Here is a 24,710-nt window from a genome sequence, read left to right on the forward strand (position 1 = left end):
CCCCCGGAAGGAGAGAGCAAGTGAGTGAGTCGTTGTCCATCCAGCATGATGAAACCAGCCACCAGTTCGTAACGACTGTTGACGGTCATCGCGCCTATCTGGCCTACATGGATCTGGGCAAGCAGACGCTCGATATCTACCGCACCTTCGTTCCGGACAGCCTGCGCGGCCGCGGCATCGCCGCCGCCCTCACCGAACACGCGCTGCAGTACGCCGAGCGCAAGGGCTACAGCGTCATCCCGTCGTGCTCCTACGTCGAGCGCTACCTGGAGCGCCGTCAGCGTCATACCGATACTGCGCTCTGACTTCTGGCGCAGAATCAAAAAAGCCCGGCCAATGCCGGGCTTTTTTGTGCCTGATGAAACTCCATCAATGACAGTAGCGGCCGCCTACGAAGAGCCGAAGAAAAACCAAAGAAAAAGCCGGGCATCAGCCCGGCTTTTTCATTCGTGCCTGGAGCCTCAGCCGCGCTGACGCTTGGGCAGGACTTCCTTGAGCTTGCTGTGCATGCTGCGCACGGCCTTCTCGGTGGTGTCCCAGTCGATGCAGGCGTCGGTGATCGATACGCCGTACTGCAGCTGGCACAGGTCCTTCGGGATCGGCTGTGCGCCCCAGCCCAGGTGGCTTTCGACCATCAGGCCGACGATGGAGTTGTTGCCCTCGGCGATCTGGTTGGCGACGTTGTCCATCACCAGCGGCTGCAGGGCCGGGTCCTTGTTGGAGTTGGCGTGGCTGCAGTCGACCATCACGTTGAGCGGGATCTTCGCCTTGGTCAGTTCCTGTTCGCACAGGGCGACGCTGACCGAGTCATAGTTCGGCTTGCCGTTGCCGCCGCGCAGTACCACGTGGCCGTAGCGGTTGCCCTTGGTGGTGACGATGGACACGCCGCCCTGCTGGTTGATGCCGAGGAAACGGTGCGGGCTGGAAACCGACTGCAGGGCGTTGATCGCCACGGTCAGGCTGCCGTCGGTGCCGTTCTTGAAGCCGACCGCCGAGGACAGGCCGGAGGCCATCTCGCGGTGGGTCTGGGATTCGGTGGTGCGCGCGCCGATGGCCGACCAGCTGATCAGGTCCTGCAGGTACTGCGGGGAGATCGGGTCGAGCGCTTCGGTGGCGGTGGGCAGGCCCATCTCGGCGAGGTCGCGCAGCAGTTGGCGGCCGATGTGCAGGCCGTCCTGGATCTTGAAGGAGTCGTCCAGGTACGGGTCGTTGATCAGGCCCTTCCAGCCGACGGTGGTGCGCGGCTTCTCGAAGTACACGCGCATCACCAGGAACAGGGTGTCGGAGACTTCCGCGGCGAGCACCTTCAGGCGCTCGGCGTATTCGTGGGCGGCCTTGATGTCGTGGATCGAGCAGGGGCCGATCACCACGAACAGGCGGTGGTCCTTGCCGTCGAGGATGTCGCGGACGACCTGCCGGCCGTGGGCGACGGTGCGCAGGGCGGCGTCGGTGAGGGGGATTTCGCGCTTGAGCTGCTCCGGCGTGATCAGGGTCTCGTTGGAGGCAACGTTAAGGTCGTCGATCTGCAAATCAGCCATCGTGGTACTCAATCAGGTCACGGGTGCCGGCCGCCAGAAATCCCCGTGCGATGGGGCGCAGGCAAAAGGTGTCGCTAAGGGGAACCCGAACCTTAACCGTTCAGGCAGCGCCTCGACAATGGCTCAATGCAGGAAAATGCCCGCAGCACGGGCATTTGCGCGACTTTCTGCGCGGCGCCGTTCAGACCGCGCAAAACATCGGGAAGTCCGCGGCGTTCTGCGCGATCCACTCCAGCGCCAGCTGCTCGAACGGCAGGCTGGTGCCGCTGGCCTGTTCCTGTTGGCGCCGGTACTGCTCGATCTGGCAGACCTGCTCGACCATCCGCGCGCGGAACAGCGTGTCTTCATCGATGAAGGCGATACCCACCCGGTAATCGCTGGCCAGCTTGCGGCTCCAGGCGATGATGCCGGGGTAGCGGGCGGAATCGCCCAGCAGGGGAATGCGCAATTCGATGGACGTACCACGGCGAAAGCCTCGCGGCGAATTGCACGCGACGCCGCCCAGGCTGATATTGTGCAACCGCTGGCGCGGCAGGAAGGTCTGTTTGCGAATGACCAGCTCTACCGGAAAATCGCACGGGTGACGCAGGAACTGACGCATGACGGAGCGCTCCGACTGCAATCTTTATAGTGATGGCACCTTGAGTATAGTGCCGGCGCTGGAGCTGACCGACCTGGACGCCGACCGCCGGCTGCTGGAGTTGCCGGGCACCTCGTTGCTGGTGTTCACCGGCGAAGGCTGTTCCACCTGCCGCTGGGCGCGGCAGGTGCTGGGCGGTTTCGGCCTGCCCGTCGACCGCCTGTGCTGGATCGATGCCGGGCACAGCGGCGGCCTGGTCGAACGCTACGAGGTGTTTCACCTGCCTTCGCTATTCGTGGTGCGGGATGGCCGTTTCCTCGGCCCTGTCCACGCGCCGCTACGCCCCGAACCCCTGACCCAAGCCCTGCGCGAAGCCCTGTCGCGCCCTGCTGAGGAATTGCCTTGAACACTCTGCGAATCGGCATCATCGGAACCGGCGCCATCGGCGGCTTCTATGGCCTGATGCTGGCCCGCGCGGGCCATGACGTGCATTTCCTGCTGCGCAGCGAGTATCCCGCGGTCGCGCGGAACAGCTTGCGCCTGAACAGCCAGGTGCACGGCGCGTTGAGCCTGGCGCCGGTGAACGCCTACGACGATGTGGCGAAGATGCCGCCCTGCGACTGGTTGTTGGTGGGCGCCAAGACCACCAGCAACGCCGACCTTGCGCCGCTGATCATTCAGGCCGCTGCGCAGGGCGCCAAGGTCCTGTTGCTGCAGAACGGCCTCGCCGTGGAAGACGAACTGCGCGCGCTACTGCCCGAACATATTCACCTGCTGGGCGGGCTGTGCTTTATCTGTGTGCACCGTGCCGAGCCGGGGGTGATCGAGCACCAGGCCTTCGGCGGGGTGAACATCGGCTACCACTCGGGGCCGGCGCAGGAAGGCGAAGCGCGCCAGGCCATCGTGGAGGAGGGCGCCGCGCTGTTCCGCAGCGCCGGCCTGGACTCCAACGCCATGCCCAACCTGGAGCAGGCGCGCTGGCAGAAGCTGGTCTGGAACATCCCCTACAACGGCCTCTCCGTGCTGCTCGACAGCGGCACCCGGGCAATCATGGACAACCCCGACAGCCGCGCGCTGGTGGCCGAGCTGATGGAGGAAGTCATCGCCGGCGCCGCCGCCTGTGGCCACTCGCTGCCGCCGGGCATCGTCGGCGCCATGCTCAGCTCCACCGACGCCATGCCGGACTACCTGCCCAGCATGTACCATGATTTCGCCCAGCGCCGGCCGCTGGAGCTGGGCGCGATCTACGCCGCGCCGCTGGAAGCCGCGCGCCAGGCCGGGCGCGAGCTGCCGAAGATCGCGGCGCTGTACCGCGCGCTGCGTTTCATCGACGCACGCAACCAGTCGCGCTGACGGACACCTGGGGGGAAGCATGGCAAAAGGGCTGGGCGACAAGCTGGTGGTGGCGATCTCCTCGCGGGCGTTGTTCGACCTGCGCGAAAGCCATCAGGTCTATGAAAGCGAAGGCGTCGAAGCCTATCGCCAATACCAGATCGCCCGCGAGGACCAGGTCCTGCCGCCGGGCGACGCCTTCGCCCTGGTGCAGAAGCTGCTGGCCCTCAATGGCGGCACCGACAGCGCGCCGGTCGAAGTCATCCTGGTCTCGCGCAACAGCGCCGATACCGGACTGCGCGTGTTCAACTCGATCCAGCATTACGGCCTGGGCATCTCCCGCGCCGCCTTCGTCGGCGGTCGCAGCCCTTATCCCTACCTCAAGGCGTTCAACTGCCACCTGTTCCTCTCCACCCACATCGAGGACGTGCGCAACGCGCTGGATGCCGGCTTCGCCGCGGCGACCATCCTCTCCGGCGGCACCCGCCGCGAGGCCAACGGCGAGCTGCGTTTCGCCTTCGACGGCGATGCGGTGTTGTTCTCCGATGATTCCGAGCGCGTCTACCAGCAGGGTGGGCTGGAAGCCTTCCAGACCCACGAGCGCGAATCCGCCCGCGAGCCGCTGGGCGGCGGGCCGTTCAAGCCCTTCCTGGCGGCGCTCAACCGGGTCCAGCAGGCCTTCCCCCAGGAGTCCTGCCCGATCCGCACCGCACTGGTCACCGCGCGCTCGGCGCCGGCCCACGAGCGGGTGATCCGTACCCTGCGCGAGTGGGATATCCGCCTGGACGAGTCGCTGTTCCTCGGCGGCCTGGACAAGGCCGCGTTCCTCGAAGCCTTCGCCGCCGACGTGTTCTTCGACGACCAGCCACTGCATTGCGAGAAGGCGCGGGACGTGGTGGCGACCGGCCATGTTCCCCATGGCGTGAGCAACGAGAAGAAGGTCCCCGGATAGCCGTCCGGCCGCGACATCCGGCCTTCTCGGAGCGATTCCTATTCTCCTGCTACGCTGCTGGATAGGCCCCGCCGCGCAGGCAGTCGAGGAGGCCGCATGATCCGATCGATCCTTTACGCCACCGACCTTGGCCTCTACGCCCCCTACGTCCTTCAACACGCACTGTCCCTGGCCCGCGCGTACAACGCCGAGCTGTACGTGGTGCATGCAGTCGAACCGCTGGGCCTGTTCGCCGATTCGGTGCTGCAGACCTACCTGGACGAGAACACCCTCAAGGAGATGCGCAGCAATGGCCTGACCAACGTCATGAGCAGCATCGAGCAGCGGGTGATGGAAGGCTTTCGCGACGAGCTGGGGGAAACGCGCCAGGATGCCGAACTGATCCGCTCGGTGCGCGTGGTACAGGGCGACCCGCCGCTGGTGATCCTGGAGGAGGCGCGGCGCCTGGCGGTGGATATCATCGTGGTCGGCAGCCACAGCCATGGGGAGGGGCTGAACACGCCACTGGGGCGCACCTCGGGGCGCCTGGTGCAATTGGCGGAGGTCCCGGTCTACCTGGTGCCGATGCTGCAGCACCGTTGAAGGCTTCATGACAATCAGGCAGGCAAGCCCGGAATTTCCGTAAGGCTTTAGACGAATGGCAAGCAGGTCAAAAAAAAACGTCTAGTTTTATTCCTTAAACCATTAATATGGTTATAAAACCAAAGCCCCTGATCGCGGGTCGCGACATTCTTTCCGAGGAAATTCCATGAAGCTTCAGCAATTGCGCTATATCTGGGAAGTCGCGCACCACGACCTGAACGTTTCGGCCACCGCCCAAAGCCTCTATACCTCGCAGCCCGGCATCAGCAAGCAGATCCGCCTGCTCGAAGACGAGCTGGGCGTCGAAGTCTTCGCCCGCAGCGGCAAGCACCTGACCCGCGTCACCCCCGCTGGCGAGCGCATCATCACCACCGCCGGCGAGATCCTGCGCAAGGTAGAAAGCATCAAGCAGATCGCCCAGGAATTCTCCAACGAGAAGAAGGGCACGCTGTCCATCGCCACCACCCACACCCAGGCGCGCTATGCGCTGCCCGGCGTGATCAGCGGCTTCATCAAGCAATACCCGGACGTCTCCCTGCACATGCACCAGGGCACGCCGATGCAGATCGCCGAGATGGCCGCCGACGGCACCGTCGATTTCGCCATTGCCACCGAGGCGCTGGAGCTGTTCGGCGACCTCATCATGATGCCGTGCTACCGCTGGAACCGCTGCGTGATCGTGCCCCAGGGCCACCCGCTGACCAAGGTGCCGAAGCTGACCCTGGAGCTGCTCGCCGAGCAGCCCATCGTCACCTACGTGTTCGGCTTCACCGGCCGTTCCAAGCTCGATGAAGCCTTCAACCAGCGCGGCCTGGTGCCGAAAGTGGTGTTCACCGCCGCCGACGCCGACGTGATCAAGACCTACGTGCGCCTGGGCCTGGGCGTGGGCATCGTGGCCCACATGGCGGTCGACCCGAAACTCGACAGCGACCTGGTGATGCTCGACGCCAGCCACCTGTTCGAATCCAGCGTGACCAAGATCGGCTTCCGTCGCGGCACCTTCCTGCGCGGCTTCATGTGCGACTTCATCGAGAAGTTCGCCCCGCACCTGACCCGCGACCTGCTGGCCAAGGCCGTGCAGTGCCACAACAAGACCGAGCTGGACGAGCTGTTCGACGGCATCGAGCTGCCGGTCTACTGATCGCGCCCGTCTGCGGAACAAGCCCGGCAAATGCCGGGCTTTTTCATGGCCGGCTGCTGTGGGTATGCCAGCGCAGCAGCAACAGGGCGGCGAAGGCCAGCGCCGCGCCGGCCAGGAAGGTCCAGCTGGCACCGAAGCTCTGCCACAGCCAGCCGGCCAGCACGCTGGCCAGCAGCATGGCGAGGCCACTGGCGAGGTTGAACACGCCGAAGGCGGTGCCCTTGAGATCGGCCGGTGTGCAGTCGGCGATCAGCGCCGCCAGCAGGCCCTGGGTGAAGCCCAGGTGCAGGCCCCAGAGCGCAACGCCGACCAGCATCACCGGCGTGGAGTCGGCCCAGGCCAGCAGCAGGTCGGCCGCCACCAGCAGGAGCATGCCGATGGCCAGCAGGCCGCTGCGGCCGATTCGGTCCGACCACCAGCCCACCGGGTAGGCCGAGAGCATGAACAGCAGGGCCATCACCACCATGACCAGCGGTGCCCAGGCCATCGGCAGGCCGATGGCCTGGGTACGCAGCACCAGGAAGGCTTCGCTGAAGCGCGCCAGGGTGAACACCGCGCCGATGCCGACGACCCACCAGTAGCGCGCCGGGAAGCTGCGCAGCGTGTCGCGCTGGATCGGCGAACGGAAACGCTGCGTGCCGGGCAGCTGTTCCGGCTCCTTCACGAAGAACACGATCGCCAGTACCGCCAGGCCGGCCGGGATACAGGCGAACCAGAACACCCGCGGCAGGTCGTTGCCCAGCCAGAGCATCAGGGCGATGGCCAGCAGCGGGCCGGCGAAGGCGCCGGCGGTGTCCATGGACTGGCGCAGGCCGAAGCAGGCGCCACGGATCGAGGGTGGCGCGACGTCGGCGATCAGCGCGTCACGGGGCGCGCCGCGGATACCCTTGCCGAGGCGGTCGAGCAGCCGCGCGGCGAAGATCGTCTCGCCGCTGCTGGCGAGGGGAAACAACGGCTTGGACAGCGCCGCCAGGCCGTAGCCGAACAGCACCAGGCCCTTGCGCCGGCCGAGGTAGTCGCTGATAGCGCCGGAGAACACCTTGACGATCAGCGCGGTGGCCTCGGCGATGCCTTCGATCAGCCCGACCGTGACCAGGCTCAGCCCCAGGCTGCCGACCAGGAACAAGGGCAGCAGGCTGTGCAGCAGTTCGGAGGACACGTCCATCAGCAGGCTGACGAAGCCCAGCGCCCAGACGGTAGCGGGAATGCGCGGGCGCGTGCGGTCCGAGCCGTCGGCCATGGAAAACTTCCTTGTGCTGCGGGGAGGGGAGAGCAGTCTGGCCGATCGGCCATCAAGAAAGCGTCAAGCGCGACACCTCGGCACGCGTTTACAGGCGGTCGAGGTCGTCGCGCTGGGCCAGTTCGGCGAGGGCTTCGCGGGAGTCCAGCGGAAGCTCGCCACGGCCTTCGAGCACCTCGTGGAGGAAGCTCATGAACACCGTGTAGACCACCTCGCGACCGTCATCGTGGCGGACCACGAAGAACGGCGCGGTGTCCACGCCGTACTGCGCGGCGACCAGCCAGCCGGTGCTGGCGGGGTTGCGCTCGTCGGCGACCAGGGTGCGGTCGATGCGATTGAGGTAACCGCCCTTGACCAGGCGTTCGTGGACTTCGCGGCACTTGCGGCAGTCCTGGCCGTCGGCCAGGACCTTCTTCACCAGAGTGATGCGCATGGGATCGGCTCCGCCGCAGGCATGCAGGCGTCCGATCCTGGGCTGCGGGCTGACAGGGAAAATTCCGTCAGCCGAGGGTAAGGCTTCAGGCCTTGCTGATCAAATTGCCGGCGTGCAGGCCGCACTCTTTCTGCGTGGCTTCTTCCCACCACCAGCGGCCCTCGCGTTCGTGCTGGTTCGGCAGCACGGGGCGGGTGCAGGGTTCGCAGCCGATGCTGATGAAGCCGCGCTCGTGCAGGCTGTTGTAGGGGATTTCCAGCATGCGGATGTAGGCCCAGACTTCTTCGCTGCTCATGCTGGCCAGCGGGTTGAACTTCACCAGCGGTTTCTCCGGGGTGGAGAAGGCGCCGTCCAGCTCGACCACGGCGACCTGGCTGCGGGTGCCGGGGCTCTGGTCCTTGCGCTGGCCGGTGGCCCAGGCGCGGACGGTGGAGAGCTTGCGCTTGAGCGGCTCGATCTTGCGGATGCCGCAGCATTCGCCGTGGCCGTCCTTGAAGAAGCTGAACAGGCCCTTTTCCTTGACGAAAGGCTCCAGCAGGCGCGGGTCCGGGGTCATCACCTCGATGGCGATGCCGTAGTGCTCGCGCACCTGCTCGATGAAGCGGTAGGTCTCCGGGTGCAGGCGGCCGGTGTCCAGGCTGAATACCTTGACGTTCCTGTTGAGCTTGTAGGCCATGTCCACCAGCACCACGTCCTCGGCGCCGCTGAAGGAGATCCACAGCTCGTCGCCGAAGTGCTCGAAGGCGAGCTTGAGGATGTCCTGGGGGGATTTGCTGGCGTGGCTCGCGGCGATTTCCGCGATATCGAACGGGAGGCTCATCAGGCGGTATTCCTAGTTTTAATGGCGCAGGGCGCTGCGTGGGCGCGATGGTAGCAAAGAGGCGGATATGCCCCTAAATAACCATAGGAAAGGTGGACTGTGGTGTTTGGGTATAAGTGCCGCGTTGCGCCGCTGGGAGCGAGCCGCTAGAGTGCCGCCTCTCAAGTCAAACCTGCGGGGAAATCGTTCGTGGAAATCGCCTGTCTCGACCTGGAAGGGGTTCTGGTTCCGGAAATCTGGATCGCCTTCGCTGAAAAAACCGGTATCGAAGCGCTCAAGGCGACGACCCGCGATATCCCGGATTACGACGTGCTGATGAAGCAGCGTCTGCGCATCCTCGACGAGCACGGCCTGAAGCTGTCCGACATCCAGGAAGTGATCGCCACCCTGAAACCGCTGGAAGGCGCGGTGGAGTTCGTCGACTGGCTGCGCGAGCGCTTCCAGGTGGTGATCCTCTCCGACACCTTCTACGAGTTCTCCCAGCCGCTGATGCGCCAGCTCGGTTTCCCGACCCTGCTGTGCCACAAGCTGATCACCGACGAGACCGATCGTGTCGTCGGCTACCAGCTGCGCCAGAAGGATCCCAAGCGCCAGTCGGTCATCGCCTTCAAGAGCCTGTACTACCGTGTGATCGCCGCGGGCGATTCCTACAACGACACCACCATGCTCTCCGAAGCCCACGCCGGCATCCTGTTCCACGCGCCGGAAAACGTGATTCGCGAGTTCCCGCAGTTCCCGGCCGTGCACACCTATGAGGACCTGAAGCAGGAATTCCTCAAGGCGTCCAACCGCCCGCTCAGCCTGTAAGACTGGCTGTGACGAAAAAGCCCCGCGGATGCGGGGCTTTTTCTTTCCAGCGAGATGACATTTGCGTAGGAGCGGACTCTGTCCGCGATCCGGCCGAGAGGCCGGCCTGATCGATATCGCGGACGGAGTCCGCTCCTACGGGAAAACACCTCCGCTCACATACCTTCCAGGGTCCGCAGGAGCACGCCGACCTTGGTCAGCGACTCCTCGTATTCCTCTTCCCAGTTCGAGTCGGCGACGATGCCGCCGCCGGCCCAGCAGCTCGCCTGGCCGTCCTTCACCAGCACGGTGCGGATGGCGATGGAGCTGTCCATCTCGCCGCGCACGTCGAGGTAGAGCAGGCTGCCGCAGTAGATGCTGCGCTGCGTTGGCTCCAGCTCGTCGATGATCTGCATGGCGCGGACCTTCGGTGCGCCGGTGATGGAGCCGCCGGGGAAGCTGCCTTCGAGCAGGTCCAGCGCGTCCTTGCCGGCCGCCAGTTCGCCACGCACGCTGCTGACCAGGTGGTGGACGTTGGGGTAGCTCTCCACGGCGAACAACTCGGGCACCCGCACGCTGCCGGGGCGGCAGCTGCGGCCGAGGTCGTTGCGCAGCAGGTCGACGATCATCAGGTTCTCGGCGCGGTCCTTGTCGCTGGCCAGCAGGGCTTCGGCGTTCTGCCGATCCGACTCGGGAGTTTCACCACGCGGGCGGGTGCCCTTGATCGGCCGGGTTTCCACTTCCCCACCGTGGAGCTGGATGAAGCGCTCCGGCGACAGGCTGAGGACAGCGCCTTCAGGCAATTCCAGGTAGCCGGCAAAGGGCGTCGGGCAGGCCTCGCGCAACGCCCGGTAGGCCAGCCAGGGCGAACCGCTGCAGGGCGCGCGGAAGCGCTGGGTGTAGTTCACCTGGTAGCAGTCGCCGGCGAGGATGTAGCCGTGCACGCGCTCCAGCGCCTCGCGGTACTGCTCGCGGCTCAGGTCGGGGCTGAACGCTGCGCCGAGTTGGAAGGGCGGCAGTGTTTCGTCATGGCCCGGGCGTTCGAACAAGGCAATCAGCCGCTCGCGTTCCTCCAGCGCCAGCTTCGGGTGGAACACCAGCTGGCTGCTGCGCTCCTGGTGATCGCTGACCAGCGCCCAGGCATACAGGCCCAGGCGCGCATCGGGCAGGGCGAGGTCGTCGTGGGTGGGTTCGGGCAGCTGTTCGATGCGGCGGCCGAAATCATAGCCCAGATACCCGATCATTCCGCCGACGAATGGCACTTTGCGATCATCGGGAGCCTGGGCATCGCCCAGGCTCTGCAAGGCGCTGCGCACGCGGGCGAAAAAGCTCTTGGCCGATTCGTCGGCGATTGGCGCCAGTTCTGCCAATGGCCAGGCGCTCAGAAGGTCATAGCGTCCACGTGTGGCAATGGGTCGGCCGGCGTCCAGGAGGACGGCGCCAGGTGCTCGATGGATCAGGGCGAAGCGTTCACCCGGGTCTTCCTGGTAGGGAAGCGGATGCAGAAAACAGTCAGGCATGGGTAACAGCGTGCAGGCAAATGAGGTGATCAGGTTGGCTGGAGTAGCGATCCTAGAGCTATTTCTTCAGTTTACGTGAGAAAAGCATTCTGATAAGAAGTGACGAATCCCACGCGGACGATGCTCCGTACCAACAACGATAATGACATAGGGATACAGGCCGTGGATGTAGTGCTCGAGCCCGCAGCCGGCAGCCTTCTGCGCTCCAGATTAACACCCCCTCGGGTGCCTGCTGATTATTTGATTCGTCCCGACGTCCAGAATGCCCTGGACCGACATCCTTATGCCTCGATACTGCTGTTTTCCGCGCCCGCCGGTTTTGGCAAGACCACCGCGCTGGCGGCGCTGGCCGGTGCCCGGTCCAGCCAGGGCCACAGCGTTGCCTGGCTGTCGCTGGACAATGACGACGACGACCCCGGCCGCTTCTGCCTGAAGCTCATCCAGGCCCTGGCCACCGCCGTGCCCGGCGTCGGCGAGGACGCCCTGGGCTACGTGCGCAACACCATGCGCGTGCCCGTGGTCGCGGTCATGGAAAGCCTGCTGATGGACCTCTCCCGCGACGAGCGCAAGGTCCTGCTGGTACTCGACGACCTGCATGAGATCACCCATCCCGACGTCTTCGCCGGCCTCAACCGCCTGGTGCAGTACGCGCCGCCCGGCCTCACCCTGGTCATCGGCAGCCGCTCGCAGCCGCCGCTGAACCTCGCCACCTGGCGTGCCAAGGGGCTGCTGCTGGAAATCGGCCAGGACGAACTGCGCCTGTCCCGCGAGGAAACCCGCGAGTACCTGGCCCGCGATGGCCTGCAACTGGAAGATAGCTGCCTGCAGTCGCTGCACAACCAGACCGAAGGTTGGATGGCCGGGGTGCACCTGGTCAGCCTGTGGCTGCGCCAGCAGCCCGGTGCGCCGGAAGACCTCAAGTTGCTGAGCAGCGACAAGGCGGCCGTCGGCGACTACCTGCTGCGCGCGGTATTCGAGCGCCTGCCGGCGGACATCCAGGGCGCGCTGCTGTCCCTGGGCATCGCCAACCGCCTGAACGGCGACCTGGCCAACACCCTCACCGGCCGCCAGGACGGCCAGGCGCTGCTGGAACACCTGGACAGCATGCAGCTGTTCCTCCTGCCGCTGGACCGCGACCGCCAGTGGTACCGCTTCCACCAGCTGTTCGCCGATTTCCTCCGCGCCCGCCTGCGCGAGCGCGACCCGGAGCGCTTCAAGCAACTGCACTTCAACGCCAGCCTGTGGTTCACCAACCACCACATGCCGACCCTGGCCATCGAGCACGCGTGCCTGGCCGAGGACCCGGAGATGCTCGCCGCGCTGGTGGACGGCTGCGGCCTGGAACTGATCAATCGCGGCCAGCTGTACCTGATCTCGCGCTGGCGCCGCCATGTGCCGGACGAGATCGCCGAGCGCTATCCGATCCTGGTGCTCAGCGACGTCTGGACCCGCGCCTCGGAACTCAGCCTGCCCGAAGCCAACCGCATGATCGACGAGCTGCTGGCGCGCTGGGGCGACCACAAGGGCAGCGGGCCGATGGGCGACCAGTACCTCTCGGCGCTGGCGGTGAAAGCCGTGCTGGCGTTGCAGAAGGACGACCTGGAGCAGTGCATCACCCTGGCGCGGCGGGTGGAGAGTCAGCTGGGGCAGAATTCCGCCTTCCTCGAAGGCGCCATCCTGCTGATCGCCGCGTTCGCCCAGGTGGTCCGTGGCCAGGCCGAGCAGGCGCGGCGCCTCATGGGGCTGGCGCAGCAACGCAACCACTTCCTCGACGGCCGTTACCTGCACATGCAGCAGTGCACCATCGAAGTGGTGCTGGCGCTGGAGCAGGGCCAGGTCAAGCAGGCGCAGATGCTGATCGAGCGCGTGCGCGAGCAGGCCATGCCGCTGTTCGACAAACGCTCCCAGGCCCTGGCATTGCCGGCCATTGCCGAAGCGCTGACGGCCTACTACCGCGTCGAGTTCGACGGCCTGGAGGAGCGCCTGCGCTGGGCGCTGGGCCGGGTCGACGTGGTCAACCCCATCGACCTGTACGCCCAGGGCATGCAATGCCTGGCGCGCATCCAGCGCCTGCAGGGGCGCGGCAAGGAGGCGCTGGCGACCCTCGGGCTGATGCAGACCCTGGCCTCGCGCAACCAGTCCTGGCGCTTCTTCGCCATGGCGGTGGGCGAGGAGGTCAACCTGATCCTCCAGGAGACCGCCACCGACCGCTGCAAGCGCGCCGAGCAGCGGCTCAAGGCGGTCGACTGGGCGAAGCTGGCCAGCCACTACAAGCAGATGCCGTTCAACCCGGTGCTGTGGGTGCAGGGCATCAGCCGCATCCGCCTGCTGCAGGCGCGCGGGCATTTCAGCGAGGCGCTGCACGAGATCACCCAGCTGCGCGGCATGCTGCAGCCGGGCTGGCACGGCCTGCAGCGGCTGCGCCTGGACCTGCTGGCGGCCCTGAGCTACCAGCGCCTGGGTTACCAGGAACGCTCCCACAGCCTGCTCGGCCAGTGCCTGGTCGGCGCCGAGCGGGAAGGGGTGCGGAGCATCTTCATCGAGGAAGGCGAGGGGATCCGCCAGTTGCTCCAGCAGCTGGAGTCCACCGAGCGACAACCGGCGCTGCAGGTCTTCATTCGCGCGATGTTGACCGTCTGGCCGGGGCAGGAAGCACGCAGGTCGCCCGAGGTGCTCGAAGAAGGTCTGACCGACCGCGAGCGCGAGGTGGTATGCCTGGCAGCCCAGGGACTCTCCAACGAGGAGATCGGCCAGCAGCTGTCGCTGGCCCTGGGCACCGTCAAATGGCACCTGCACAACATCTACGAGAAGCTCAAGGTGCGCAATCGGACCCAAGCGATACGCCGTGCCCGCGAGCTGAGTCTGCTCTGACATGACGACCCTGACCACTCTGCCGCAGCAGCCCATGCCGTTGCTGCGCACCAAGCTGTTCCCGCCGCGCACCGACAGCGACTCGCTGCTGCCGCGCCGGGCCCTGATCGACCGCCTCTACGCCCACCGCCAGCAGCGCGTGCTGATCCTCAGCGCGCCGGCCGGCTTCGGCAAGAGCACCATCCTCAGCCTGTTCCGCCAGCGCCTGAAGGCCGATGGCGCCAGGGTCGCTTGGCTGTCCTGCGACGAAGGCGACAGCGAGCCGCAACGCCTGGTGCAGTACCTGGTGGCGAGCATCCGCAGCGTCGAGGAGGACTTCGGCGCCAACACCTCGAACCTGCTGCAGTCGGACATGACCCTGCCGCTGGAAGGCATCATCGACGCCTTCCTCTCCGACCTGCGCCGGCTGGAAGGGCCGCTCTACCTGCTGCTCGACGACTTCCACCAGATCCGCCACCCGGCCCTGGCCCACGGCGCGCGCTACCTGATCGAACACCTGCCGGACAATATCCGCCTGGTCACCAGCACCCGTTACCGCCCGCGCTTCCTGGTCGACGAACCCGGTCTGGCGCCCTGGGCGTTCTGCCTGAGCGGCGACGACCTGCGCCTGACCCGCGAGGAAACCGACACTTTCCTCACCCAGCTCAAGCAACTGAGCCTCAGCGACAGCGAACTCAAGCTGCTGCACAAGCGCACCGAGGGCTGGATCACTGCGCTGCACCTGGCGGCGCTGGCGCTGGCGCGCAATCCGGACCGCGCCGCCTTCCTCAAGGGACTTTCCGGTACCGAGCGCGACCTCGCCGATTACCTCGCCGAGGACGTGCTGCGCAGCCTGCCCGAAGCGCTGCAGCAGTTCCTCGACCAGACTTCGGTGCTCGACGAATTCTGTGCCGAGCTGTGCAACGCCCTGACCGGGCGCCGCGATGGCCTGGACATGCTGATGCGGCTGCAGAACGAGCAACTGTTCATCATCCCGCTGGACGATCAGCGCGAGTGGTTCCGCTACCACCACCTGTTCGCCGAATTCCTCCAGGGTCGGCTGTCGCGCAACTCCGACCCGACGCCGCTGCTGCATGCGGCGGCGCGCTGGTGCGAGAGCCGCGACATGGCCGACCGGGCGATCAAGTACGCGCTGCGCGCCCGCGACTACGCCTTCGCCGCCGACCTGCTGGAGCGCCAGGGCGCCAGGCTGATCGCCGGCAACCGCGTCTACGGCATCCTCGGCATGCTCGGTAGCATTCCCGCCGAGGTGATCCGCGAGCATCCGGTGTTCCAGATCTTCTATGCCTGGCAGCTGGCCTTCGAGCAGAAGTTCGCCGAGGCCGAGGCGCTGATCGAGGAGCTGAGCGCGCGGCTGCTGCAGGGGCAGGGCAAGGTCCGCCATTTCGGCATGGCCGAACTGCTGGCCGTGGCCCAGGTGCTCAAGGCGCTGGTGCTGCTCTACCAGGACAAGCTGGAAGCCTGCCTGAAGGTGGCGCGCCAGTGGCTGGCGCTGGTGCCGGGCAACCAGCCGGTGTTCCGCGCCAGCCTGTCGTGCATCCAGGCGGCAGCCTACGCGCTGCTGGGCGACTATGCCGAGGCCGCCAATGCCATCGGTGTCGCCCGCGACTGCCTGCGCATGGCGGACAGCGAATACCTGCAGGTGGTGGTCAGCATGATCGAATCGCTGATCTGCAAGGAACGCGGCGAGCTGGAGCGTGGCCGGACCATCGCCGAAAGTGCGCGCAGCCGAGTGGAGCGGGTTTTCGGTCGGCGCAGCCGGGTGGGTGGGCCGCTGTCGCTGGCCTATGCCGATCTGCTTTACGAGCAGGATCGCCACGCGGCGATCCTCGCCGAACTGCCGCTGGCGACCACCTGGCGCGACGTCGCCACGCCGGTGGAGCTGATCAGCCGCGGCAAGCTGGTGATGGCCAAGGCGCGTTTCTTTGCCGGCGAGGCCGAACAAGGCTTGGCCCAGCTCGACGAATGGCTGGTTGGCCTGCAGTCGCCGGGCTACGAGCGGGTGCATGCACTGGCCATGAGCTGCAAGGTGCAACTGCTGCTGTGGATGCGCCGGCCCAACGAGGCCGAGCGGGTGTGCCTGCAGTTGGAAAGGCAGCTCTCGGGACTCAACGCCGAGCGCTACGCCGACGCCCACACGGCGCTGGTCCTGGCCGAAGCGCGGCTGGCGCTTTCGGAGCGGCGTGCCGAGCGTGCGCAGCAGCGTCTGGAATCCTGCCTGGCGGGCTTTACCTCGGCCTATCAGCGCGACCGGCGGCTGCGCCTGTCGCTGTTACTTTCTGTGGCGTATTGGCAGAAAGGTAACAGCGAAAAGGCCTTCGCCCTGTTCGCCCCGACCCTGGAAGAAGCCTGGAACCTGGGCTATCGCCGCCTGTTCCAGGACGACGCCCTGTGGCTGCTGCCGCTGTGGGAGGCCTGGAAAGCGGCCGAGCCCAAGCGCGCCTCGGCCTGGCAGGGGGTGGCCGAAATGCTTCGCGAGCAGTGCCGCAGGCTTTCCGTTGATCCGGAAAGTTTCGATGAAAATCAAGATGTTAGCCATCGAGAGCGGGAAATTCTGCGGCTCGTCGCGGCGGGTTTGTCGAACCGGGATATCGCCCAGGCGGTGCACCTGTCGGAGGCCACCATCAAGTGGCATCTGCACAACCTGTTCGCCAAGCTCGGCGTGCGTAGTCGGACCCAGGCGGTACTCAAGGGAAAGAGTCTGGGATTGTTGAGCGAAGCTTGAGTCAGACGGTGGGTTTTGCGCCATCCCTTGGATGGGCTGGCAGGTTCACGGCGGGTCAGTAGCTTGGAGATCAGGACGCGAAGCTTCGTGCTTCACGAATCCATGCCCACGGCGCCTAGGGAAGAAGCCGCGGGTCTGGAGGATCGGCATCAGCCGGTCAACCTGCAGCGGGGTAGGACGCCCCTTGCAGTGCCTGGGGCAACCCCACCTGAACACTGGAGAGTTATAACAATGAAAATCAAGCAACTGGTTCTCGCAAGCGCAGTTCTGGCCGCTCCGTTCCTGGCACATGCCGACATGAAATCCATGGATGACGCTGCACTGTCCGGTATCACCGGCCAGGATGGCATCAGCATTTCCGGTACCTTCAACGCCCAGATCGGCGCCATCACCTACAAGGACGCCGATGCCGGCGGTGGCTCCCTGGTCCTGCAGGGCATCCACCTGCCCAGCGTGACCATCGCCGACAACGCCCCGATGACCATCGACGTGGTGACCACCAACATCACCCCGGCCGGTGGCGGCACCGCTGTTGCCACCCAGCAGCTCGCCATCGGCCTGCCCACCGTGACCGGCGACGTGACCGTCGACGCCGTCAAGGTCGGCACCAGCGGTGCCAGCATCGGCTCGCTGACCGTTTCCAACCTGAACCTGGCCGGTTCGACCGTGAAGGTCTGGGGTCACTGATCCCGCGGTTGTAACGCGGTAACCCTTGCCGGCGCCTGCCGGCAAGGTTCTTCCAGGAAAGAAGAGAGAGGGGCTGGATGTTCGAGATTCTGCTGGGAAGCCTGCTGGGCCTGTTCGGATTCACCCAGGCCGTGGACACCAAGCCGCAACAGCAGGGCACAGTGAACATCTCGCAGCCGCTCACGCCCAACGGCCCGTTTCGCGAGTCGGTGCAGCTCGAACCGATGAGCCAGGTGCAGTTCCGCAACGTCATCCGCCAGGCCTACGACTACAGCTGCGGCTCGGCGGCGCTGACCACGCTGCTGGACTACTACCTGGGCCGCAACCTCGAAGAGCGCCAGGTCATGGAGGGCCTGATCAAGTACGGCGAGGCCGACAAGATCGTCGAACGCCGTGGCTTCTCGCTTCTGGACATGAAGCGCTACGCCGCCGCCCTCGGCTACAAGAGCGGTGGCTTCCGTGCCGAGTTCTCCGACCTGGACTCGCTCGAACACCCGGCGCTGGTGCCGATCCACTATGCCGGTTTCAAGCATTTCGTCGTGGTCCGCGATGTCTACAACGACCACGTCTTCGTTGCCGATCCTGCCTTGGGCAACATCAGCTTCACCCGCGCCCGTTTCGAGAAGATCTGGGACCAGAACGTGCTCTTCGTCATCTACCCCAGCGGCCAGGAGCCCAGGAATGCCCTGGAGCTCAAGGAGGCCGACATGCGCCTGGTGGACGACCGCACCGTGAGCCTGCTGGCTTTCCGCGAGTTCCCGGAAATGAGCAAGGTGACCCAGAACCAGATTGGCGAAGCCGCCTCGAAGGGGGATGTCCAGTACATCCGGCGCAAGTGACTGCCCGATCGGCCCAGACGAATAAGAACAAGACCAGGGGATAGCAAGATGGATTTGAAGGGGTTTGCGTGCATTGCCGCTCTGGCCTGGCTGGCCAGCGCTGGCGCACAGGCCGAAGAAGCGACGACCGACGAGGCGCGCGACGCACTGGCGAAGAAGGACACCGACGCCGACAGCGCCAAGGCGCTGGAGCAGGTGTTCCAGGCTGCCGAGAAGAGCTACACCCTGCTCAAGAAGGGCGAGCGCCAGCTCACCTACGGCTTCGACTACACGCTGATGCGCGACACCCGCATCCAGGCCGTGCGCACCGGTGAGAACGTCTACAGCGTGCTGGCGCAGAGCGAGGCGCAGCACACCTTCACCAACTCCTTCACCTTCGATTACGGTATCTGGGACAACCTGACCTTCAGCATGCGCCTGCCGTTCGTGGCCAAGTACGACACCGAGCGCGACATCCACGCCTACAGCCTGGGCGACATCTCCACGACGCTGCGCTGGCAGCCGTGGGCAGCGCGCCGCGGCGCCCCGGTCACCACGCTGTACGCGACCCTGGGCCTGCCCACCGGCGACAGCCCCTACGACACCAATGTAGAGAACGATGTCTCCACCGGCGCCGGCTACTACAGCCTGGGCGGCGGCGCCAACATGTCCTACGTGATCGACCCGGTCGTGCTCTACGGCTCGCTGGGTTACACCTACAACATGAAGGTCGACAACATCCACCAGAACCAGTACGGCGAAGAACTGCAGAAGGTGGTGCCGGGCGACACCATCAACTTCGCCATGGGCATGGCCTACGCGCTGTCGTACGACGTGTCGCTGGCCACCTCCTACCAGATGGCCTACTCGTTCAAGAACAAGTACTACTTCAACGACCGCACGGTAGAGGCGCCGGAGCAGACCAGCGCGATCATGAACTTCTCGCTGGGCCTGCGAACATCACCCGATTACATCGTCAACGTGAACGCCGGTTTCGGTCTGACCGAAGACTCGCCGGATGTACTGCTGGGGCTCTCTCTTCCCCTGGATATCCAAGGCCTCAAGGCCCAGTAACCGACGAGCGACCATCACATGACTATGCGCATTTCGCCCCTCGCGGTGGCGATGGCAGGGGTGAGTCTTGGCTGTGCGACGCCGGCCTTTGCCCAACTGGCGAACGATCTCACCATCGGCAACCCCAAGGCCATGGCCATGGCCAACGCGGTCACGGCCGATTCCACCGGCATCGACGCGGTGCACTACAACCCTGCCGCCCTGACCAAGCTCAAGGGCCGGCAGACGGCGGTCAAGCTGATCACCGGGGTCATGGACATCCGCGCCGGCTTCCACGCCCCGCCGGATTACGGTTCCTCATCCTTCGGCCTGGACGACGACCCGGTGGCCGGGGACAGCAGCCGCACCCTGACGCCGACCATGTACCTGCCGGGCCTCGGCGGCATGACCGACATGCCGCTGCTGGTCGCCCCGCTGGCCGGCCTGTCGATCAACCCGCCGGGCTCCAAGTTCACCTTCGCCACCAACGTCTACGCGCCCCAGGCGCTGGGCTACTCGCGGGATTCCGACAGCGATCCGGCGCGCTTCGAAGGACGTCGCGTGTCGCTGCAGCGGATCACCTACTTCTCGCCCTCGTTGGGCTACGAGGTCAACGACGACCTGTCGGTGGGCCTGAGCGTCGGCTTCTCCCACCAGGCCATGGCGCTGGACACCGACTTCCGCAACCCGGGCCTGCTCACCGGCCTGCTGCAGACCCTCCATGACACCACCTGCGTGCCCGGCGCACAGGAAATCGTCGAGCTGGTGTTCAACGTCTGCGGCGGCCGCATCGGTCCCTACGAATCGCTGGCCAACCTCAAGCTGGACATGCAGCAGACCCTCTCGCCGAGCTTCAACCTGGGCGTGCTCTGGGAGCCCTACGACTGGTTCGCCTGGGGCGCGACCTACCAGAGCGAGTCGCGCATGAAGCTCAAGGGCAAGTACCGCGTCGACTACTCCAAGGACTGGCAGGGCTTCTGGTCCGGCCTGCAGAGCTCGGTGTTCGGCGCCTTCCTCAGCCCGCTGTTCCCCTACGGCAACGCCGACGAGGAGCACGGCGTGGCGACCATGAAGCTGGTCAACCCGGACAGCTTCTCCACCGGCATCAAGCTGCGCCCGTTCGACAAGTGGCAGTTCAACTTCGACCTGAAGTGGACCGATTACAGCGACTGGAACAAGTTCGAGATCGAGTTCGACCGCGAGCTGGACCTGCTGCGCATCGCCAAGAACTTCGCCCCCAACGGCGCCACCAACCACAGCATCATCCTCGACCGCGGCTACCAGGACACCTGGAGCTACGCCATGGGCATGCAGTACGACGTCAACGATCGCCTGCAATTGCGCGCCGGCTACGAGTACCGCCCCTCGGCGATTCCCAAGGACAAGGCCGACGCCCTGGTGCCCATCGGCGACGCCAACCTCTACGGCCTGGGCCTGGGCTACCAGTGGGACAAGGACACGGTGATCGACCTGGGCTTCAACTACTTCGTCTCCAAGCAGAGCATCAAGGCCGGCACCAGTTGCAACGTCAACTGCACCGGCATCGACAACCTGGTCTACAACCCCTACAGCGGCCTTGACGTGAACACCACGGTGAAGGCTTATGTGTTCGCCATGACCTACCGCACCACCTTCTGAGGGCAATCGACATGCGCAGGCTGACCCTCCTGATCACCTGCCTGGCTGCCGGCGGCGCGCTCGTTCCGGCGGTGCAGGCCGCGGCTGGGCGCTACCTGTCGTGGATCGACGACAGCGGCCAGGTGCACAACACTTTCGTCGACGCCAACTACGCCCAGCAGCAGCGCCAGGCCGACCGCCGCATCGACCAGAGCGACCGCAACCGCCTGATCGACCTGAGCGCCACCCAGTGGCCGGGCAGCCGGCCGGCCGGGGAGAGCAAACGGCGCTACTTCACCTGGGTGGATGCCCAGGGCAACCTGCAGAACAGCTTCTACGCCGCCGGCCAGGTAGCGCCGGGCAGGGCCGACTACGTGCTGCCCAACGGCGATCATTCGGCCGAATACATCGACGCCGAGTCCTACGAGGACCGCGGCTTCGTCCGCAGCGAGAACGGCAGCCCGTACTTCACCTGGGTGGACGAGAAGGGCCAGGTGCGCAACTCGCCGATCACCGCCGAGCAGCGCGCGCAGGCCTTCCGCCAGGGCGAGGAGGGCGGCAGCCACATCGCCTTCACCGAAGGCCGGCAGATCGACCTGAAGACTCGCCCGAGCAACCTGCCCGGGCTGGACGGCGCCGGTGAGCAGACCGACGCCATGAAGGCGCTGCTCAAGGGCAGCGGCAAGACCCTGGATGACCTTTACGTCGACCTGCAGCGGCGCTGCTGCGATCAGATGGGCGATGGCGACTTCACAGAGCTGTCGGTGGAAGAGCCGCGCTACGAGGAACTCAACAAGTTCTCCCCCAGCTTCGACTTCCCCATGGGCAAGAGCTACTTCGTGGCGATGAAGCTGCCCAGCTCCCAGCGCGTCTACGGCCTGCGCGTGCGCAGCTTCGCCAATCACCAGGTGGTCTACCCGTCGCTGCTGTTCCTCGACGAGCACAAGCGCCCGACGCGCCTGGTCAGCGATGCGGTGTACAAGCTCAACCCGGAAACCTGGTACCGCTACGCCTTCATCGAGGGCACCGTGCCGGTGCGGGCCAATCAGGGCGAGCGCTACGTGCTGCTGCTCACCACTGACGAAGATCGCAGCCTGCAGACCCTCGACAACAAACCCTACAAGCGTCCGCTGGAAGACCTGGCGGTGAACGAGGCGGGGATGAAGGTGCGCGAGCACGGCGACCAGGGTGGGTTCGAGCTGGCGGTGGTGCGCTGATCTGCTGTTGTAGGACCGAGGGGCGCCCAGCCCTTGCTCGCGAACCGCCCAACTCCGGCGTCAACAGGAAACCCGTTCGCGAGCAAGCTCGCTCCTACAGACGCACACCGGCGCTCGGTGCGGTTATGTAGGGCGGATAACCCGGCACGGGTTATCCGCCGCATCGGCGCATAACGCCGGCGGCGTTATGCGCCCTACGTGACAGACAGCATTTCTCAGGCATAAAAAAGCCCGGCAATCGCCGGGCTTTTTCGTGGGGCAGGGCGCCTCAGATTTCCTTCGGCGGCACGTGGCCGAACAGCTCCTGGGCGAAGCGCACGCGCTCCTCCACCGTCTCCTTCACGCCCTTGGCTGCCAGCTCGGCGATATGCGCCTCGACGGCATGGGTGCGCAGGGTCAGGCCGCAGTCGTTGGCGATCTGGATGTTCAGCCCGGGGCGGGCGTTGAGTTCGAGGATCAGCGGGCCCTTGTCCTGGTCCAGCACCATGTCCACGCCGATGTAGCCCAGGCCGCAGAGTTCGTAGCAGCCGGCGGCGAGCTTCATGAAGCCGTCCCAGAACGGCAGCTGCACGCCGTCCACCGCGTTGGTGGTGTCGGGATGCTTGCTGATCTTGTTGTTCAGCCAGGTGCCGCGCAGGGTCAGGCCGGTGGCCAGGTCCACACCGACGCCGATGGCGCCCTGGTGCAGGTTGGCCTTGCCGTTGGACTGGCGGGTCGGCAGGCGCAGCATGGCCATCACCGGGTAGCCCATCAGCACGATGATGCGGATGTCCGGCACGCCCTCGTAGCTGATGCTCTTGAAGATCTGGTCCGGGGTCACCCGGTACTCGATCAGCGCGCGGTCGCGGTGGCCGCCCAGGGAGTACAGGCCGGTGAGGATGCTGGAGAGCTGATGCTCGATTTCCTCATGGCTGATGATCCGCCCGGAGACCGTCTTGTAACGGCCCTCGAAGCGGTCGGCGATCACCAGGATGCCGTCGCCGCCGGCGCCCTGCGCCGGCTTGATGACGAAGTCGCTGCGCTCGCCGATGATTTCCGGCAGGCGCTCGATTTCCTTCTCGGTGGAGATGGTCCCGTACATTTCCGGAACGTTGATCCCCGCCTCGATGGCGCGCTGCTTGGTGATGATCTTGTCGTCGACGATCGGGAACAGGTGCCGCTGGTTGTACTTGAGCACGTAGTCCGCGTTGCGTCGGTTGATGCCCATGATGCCTTTGGCTTCCAGGGCTTTCCATCGCTTGATCAGGCCGAACATGGCTTAGTCCTTGAGGAAGGCTTTGAAGCGGAACAGTTCGGTCAGGCGGTAACCGCGGTAGCGACCCATCGCCAGCATGAACGACACCAGGATCAGCAGCACGGCCGGGAAGGTGAACACGAAGTACACCAGCTCCGGTACACGCATCAGCATGTGCGCCAGGGCCGCGGCGAACAGCGTGCCGATGGCGGCTTTCATGGCATGGGCGGCGCCGCGTTCTTCCCAGGTGATCGACAGGCGCTCGATGCTCATGGTCAGGATCACCATGGGGAACAGCGCCACCGACAGGCCGCTCTCGAAGCCGAGCTTGTGGCTGAGCAGGCTGATGGCGGCGATCATCACCACCACGAAGGTCAGTACCACGGACAAGCGCGGCAGCATCTGCAATTTGAGGTGTTCCAGGTACGAGCGTAGCGACAGGCCCAGCGCGGTGATCACGGTGAACAGGCCGATGCCCCATTGCAGGCCGGTTTCGCGGAAGGCCAGGGCGATCAGCACCGGGGTGAAGGTTCCCAGGGTCTGCACGCCGATCAGGTTGCGCAGGATCAGGATCACCAGCACGCCGAAGGGGATCATGATCATGATCTGGAAGGTCTGCTGGGTGGACAGCGGCAGGCCGTACAGCGAGTACTCGAGGAACGCCGCGTCGGTGTTCTCGTCGGACAGCTTGGCCAGGCGGATGGCGTTCATCTCGCTGCTGTTCAGGCTGAAGTTGACCTGGGCCTTCTTGCCGCCCTCGATGGACAGCAGGCTTTCGTCACCCAGCCACCAGATCAGGCGGTCGGCGGGCAGGCCGCGTTCGCCGGTCTCCGGGTTGAAGTACAGCCATTCCTTGCCGTTGTAGCTGCGCAGCCACAGCTCGGGTTGCTGCGGCTGGTTGGCCACCAGGCGGATGGTGTGCACGCGCTCCAGCGGCACGTGGGCCACCGACAGCAGGGTCTCGACCACGTGGGAGCGCTTGTCCAGGCTGGTGTCGCCGGCCAGCAGCAGCTTGACGTTGTCATCGTTGAGGTTGTTGGCGCGCTTGATGGCTTCGCTGACGAAGGTCTCGACGTCCGCCGAATGCTGGCGGATCGGCGCGATCAGGGCTTCGGCGGCGATCTTGTCCGGGCCTTCCAGGGGCAGGCTGTCGCGGAAGATCGGGCCTTTCTCCTTGGCCTTCTCAGCGGTGGCACCGGCATAGCGCTTGGTCAGCACCAGGCGGTAGTAGAGGGTCTGCTGGCCGGTGGCGCGGCGCGAGGACCAGGTCACCTTGCGGTTGCCGTCGGAGCGGTTGATGCCCACGCCATAATTGTTGGAGACGAAGCTCTCGTTGAGGCTGACGTAGTCCTGGGTCAGCGGCGGCACGAACATCTGCACCTTCACCGGGGTCTTCGGCGTGGCGACGAACTCGACCTTGGCGTCGATGTTCCACAGGTCGTCGGTCTCGGCTTCGGTCATGGGAATGCCGAGGACGAAGATCTGGTAGGCGGTGATCGCGACGCCCAGCGTCAGCAGGATGGCGATCAGGACCTTCAGATGCAGGGTAAGAGAGCGCATGGGA

General features: G+C 65.5%; 22 protein-coding genes. 14 read left to right on the top strand and 8 right to left on the bottom strand.

Translation table 11 applies throughout. The features are described 5' to 3' along the window. The first annotated feature begins 20 nt into the window (after positions 1-20). On the top strand, positions 21-305 hold the full coding sequence (locus tag HNP46_RS16465) for a GNAT family N-acetyltransferase (RefSeq protein ID WP_017516909.1): 285 nt from the start codon (positions 21-23) through the stop codon (positions 303-305). A 156-nt stretch (positions 306-461) separates the two neighbouring features. Here HNP46_RS16465 and HNP46_RS16470 read toward each other — a convergent pair whose 3' ends face one another. Then, a complete protein-coding gene (locus tag HNP46_RS16470; protein WP_184590805.1) occupies positions 462-1,538 on the bottom strand; it encodes a 3-deoxy-7-phosphoheptulonate synthase in 1,077 nt (358 codons plus the stop codon). 181 nt (positions 1,539-1,719) lie between these two features. After that, positions 1,720-2,139 carry a PilZ domain-containing protein gene (locus HNP46_RS16475; protein WP_184590807.1) on the bottom strand — a complete coding sequence of 140 codons (420 nt, stop codon included), beginning with the start codon at positions 2,137-2,139 and terminating at the stop codon, positions 1,720-1,722. Between HNP46_RS16475 and HNP46_RS16480 the strand changes: the two genes are divergently transcribed. The 5 genes from HNP46_RS16480 to cysB all read left to right on the top strand — a co-directional run bounded on the left by HNP46_RS16480 (position 2,138) and on the right by cysB (position 6,125). Then, positions 2,138-2,524: a thioredoxin gene (locus tag HNP46_RS16480; protein ID WP_184590809.1), complete on the top strand. Its 387-nt coding sequence runs from the start codon at positions 2,138-2,140 to the stop codon at positions 2,522-2,524. The genes HNP46_RS16475 and HNP46_RS16480 overlap by 2 nt on opposite strands. Further along, positions 2,515-3,471 (top strand): putative 2-dehydropantoate 2-reductase, encoded by a 957-nt coding sequence (locus tag HNP46_RS16485; protein ID WP_184590976.1) that lies wholly within the window; start codon positions 2,515-2,517, stop codon positions 3,469-3,471. Before HNP46_RS16480 ends, HNP46_RS16485 begins: the two co-directional genes overlap by 10 nt. Positions 3,472-3,490: 19 nt before the next feature. After that, positions 3,491-4,402 carry a 5'-nucleotidase gene (locus HNP46_RS16490; RefSeq protein ID WP_184590811.1) on the top strand — a complete coding sequence of 304 codons (912 nt, stop codon included), beginning with the start codon at positions 3,491-3,493 and terminating at the stop codon, positions 4,400-4,402. Positions 4,403-4,498: 96 nt separating this feature from the next. Beyond that, entirely contained in the window at positions 4,499-4,984 is a 486-nt protein-coding gene (locus HNP46_RS16495) for a universal stress protein (RefSeq protein WP_184590813.1), read from the top strand. 166 nt (positions 4,985-5,150) lie between these two features. Further along, positions 5,151-6,125, top strand: coding sequence for an HTH-type transcriptional regulator CysB (gene cysB, locus HNP46_RS16500; RefSeq protein WP_024765699.1), 975 nt, complete (start codon positions 5,151-5,153; stop codon positions 6,123-6,125). A 43-nt stretch (positions 6,126-6,168) separates the two neighbouring features. On the opposite strand, the gene HNP46_RS16505 is transcribed toward cysB, so the two are convergent. The 3 genes from HNP46_RS16505 to HNP46_RS16515 form a co-directional block, all read right to left on the bottom strand. Further along, positions 6,169-7,365: an MFS transporter gene (locus tag HNP46_RS16505; RefSeq protein WP_184590815.1), complete on the bottom strand. Its 1,197-nt coding sequence runs from the start codon at positions 7,363-7,365 to the stop codon at positions 6,169-6,171. A gap of 88 nt (positions 7,366-7,453) precedes the next feature. After that, a complete protein-coding gene (locus HNP46_RS16510) occupies positions 7,454-7,798 on the bottom strand; it encodes a hypothetical protein (protein WP_045208573.1) in 345 nt (114 codons plus the stop codon). An 85-nt stretch (positions 7,799-7,883) separates the two neighbouring features. Beyond that, positions 7,884-8,618 carry a phosphoadenylyl-sulfate reductase gene (locus tag HNP46_RS16515; protein WP_184590818.1) on the bottom strand — a complete coding sequence of 245 codons (735 nt, stop codon included), beginning with the start codon at positions 8,616-8,618 and terminating at the stop codon, positions 7,884-7,886. Positions 8,619-8,807: 189 nt separating this feature from the next. On the opposite strand from HNP46_RS16515, the gene thrH reads away from it, so the two are divergent. After that, positions 8,808-9,425: a bifunctional phosphoserine phosphatase/homoserine phosphotransferase ThrH gene (gene thrH, locus HNP46_RS16520; RefSeq protein WP_184590820.1), complete on the top strand. Its 618-nt coding sequence runs from the start codon at positions 8,808-8,810 to the stop codon at positions 9,423-9,425. Positions 9,426-9,580: 155 nt separating this feature from the next. Here the strand turns inward: thrH and pabB are convergent, their stop codons facing one another. Further along, the gene (gene pabB, locus HNP46_RS16525) at positions 9,581-10,924 is read right to left on the bottom strand and encodes an aminodeoxychorismate synthase component I (protein ID WP_184590822.1); all 1,344 of its coding nucleotides are present in this window, start codon (positions 10,922-10,924) and stop codon (positions 9,581-9,583) included. A 162-nt stretch (positions 10,925-11,086) separates the two neighbouring features. Between pabB and HNP46_RS16530 the strand changes: the two genes are divergently transcribed. The 7 genes from HNP46_RS16530 (at position 11,087) to HNP46_RS16560 (ending at position 21,912) form a co-directional block, all read left to right on the top strand. Beyond that, the gene (locus HNP46_RS16530) at positions 11,087-13,795 is read left to right on the top strand and encodes a LuxR C-terminal-related transcriptional regulator (protein WP_184590824.1); all 2,709 of its coding nucleotides are present in this window, start codon (positions 11,087-11,089) and stop codon (positions 13,793-13,795) included. 1 nt (position 13,796) lies between these two features. Continuing rightward, positions 13,797-16,520: a helix-turn-helix transcriptional regulator gene (locus HNP46_RS16535; RefSeq protein WP_184590826.1), complete on the top strand. Its 2,724-nt coding sequence runs from the start codon at positions 13,797-13,799 to the stop codon at positions 16,518-16,520. A gap of 231 nt (positions 16,521-16,751) precedes the next feature. Next, positions 16,752-17,207: a DUF6160 family protein gene (locus HNP46_RS16540; RefSeq protein WP_184590829.1), complete on the top strand. Its 456-nt coding sequence runs from the start codon at positions 16,752-16,754 to the stop codon at positions 17,205-17,207. A gap of 77 nt (positions 17,208-17,284) precedes the next feature. Beyond that, positions 17,285-18,046, top strand: a complete 762-nt coding sequence (locus HNP46_RS16545) for a C39 family peptidase (protein ID WP_184590831.1) — start codon at positions 17,285-17,287, stop codon at positions 18,044-18,046. Positions 18,047-18,094: 48 nt separating this feature from the next. Further along, a complete protein-coding gene (locus HNP46_RS16550) occupies positions 18,095-19,099 on the top strand; it encodes a transporter (RefSeq protein ID WP_184590833.1) in 1,005 nt (334 codons plus the stop codon). Positions 19,100-19,117: 18 nt separating this feature from the next. After that, a complete protein-coding gene (locus tag HNP46_RS16555; protein ID WP_184590835.1) occupies positions 19,118-20,716 on the top strand; it encodes an outer membrane protein transport protein in 1,599 nt (532 codons plus the stop codon). Between the two features lie 11 nt (positions 20,717-20,727). Beyond that, complete coding sequence (locus HNP46_RS16560; protein WP_184590837.1) at positions 20,728-21,912, top strand: MalM family protein; 1,185 nt, start codon at positions 20,728-20,730, stop codon at positions 21,910-21,912. Positions 21,913-22,180: 268 nt separating this feature from the next. On the opposite strand, the gene HNP46_RS16565 is transcribed toward HNP46_RS16560, so the two are convergent. Together HNP46_RS16565 and HNP46_RS16570 are read right to left on the bottom strand one after the other, a co-directional pair. Next, positions 22,181-23,167 carry an alpha-L-glutamate ligase-like protein gene (locus tag HNP46_RS16565; protein WP_184590839.1) on the bottom strand — a complete coding sequence of 329 codons (987 nt, stop codon included), beginning with the start codon at positions 23,165-23,167 and terminating at the stop codon, positions 22,181-22,183. A 3-nt stretch (positions 23,168-23,170) separates the two neighbouring features. Beyond that, positions 23,171-24,706: an inactive transglutaminase family protein gene (locus tag HNP46_RS16570; RefSeq protein WP_184590841.1), complete on the bottom strand. Its 1,536-nt coding sequence runs from the start codon at positions 24,704-24,706 to the stop codon at positions 23,171-23,173. Positions 24,707-24,710: the final 4 nt, after the last annotated feature.

It is taken from the genome of Pseudomonas nitroreducens, assembly GCF_014204515.1.
Classification (GTDB): domain Bacteria; phylum Pseudomonadota; class Gammaproteobacteria; order Pseudomonadales; family Pseudomonadaceae; genus Pseudomonas; species Pseudomonas nitritireducens_A.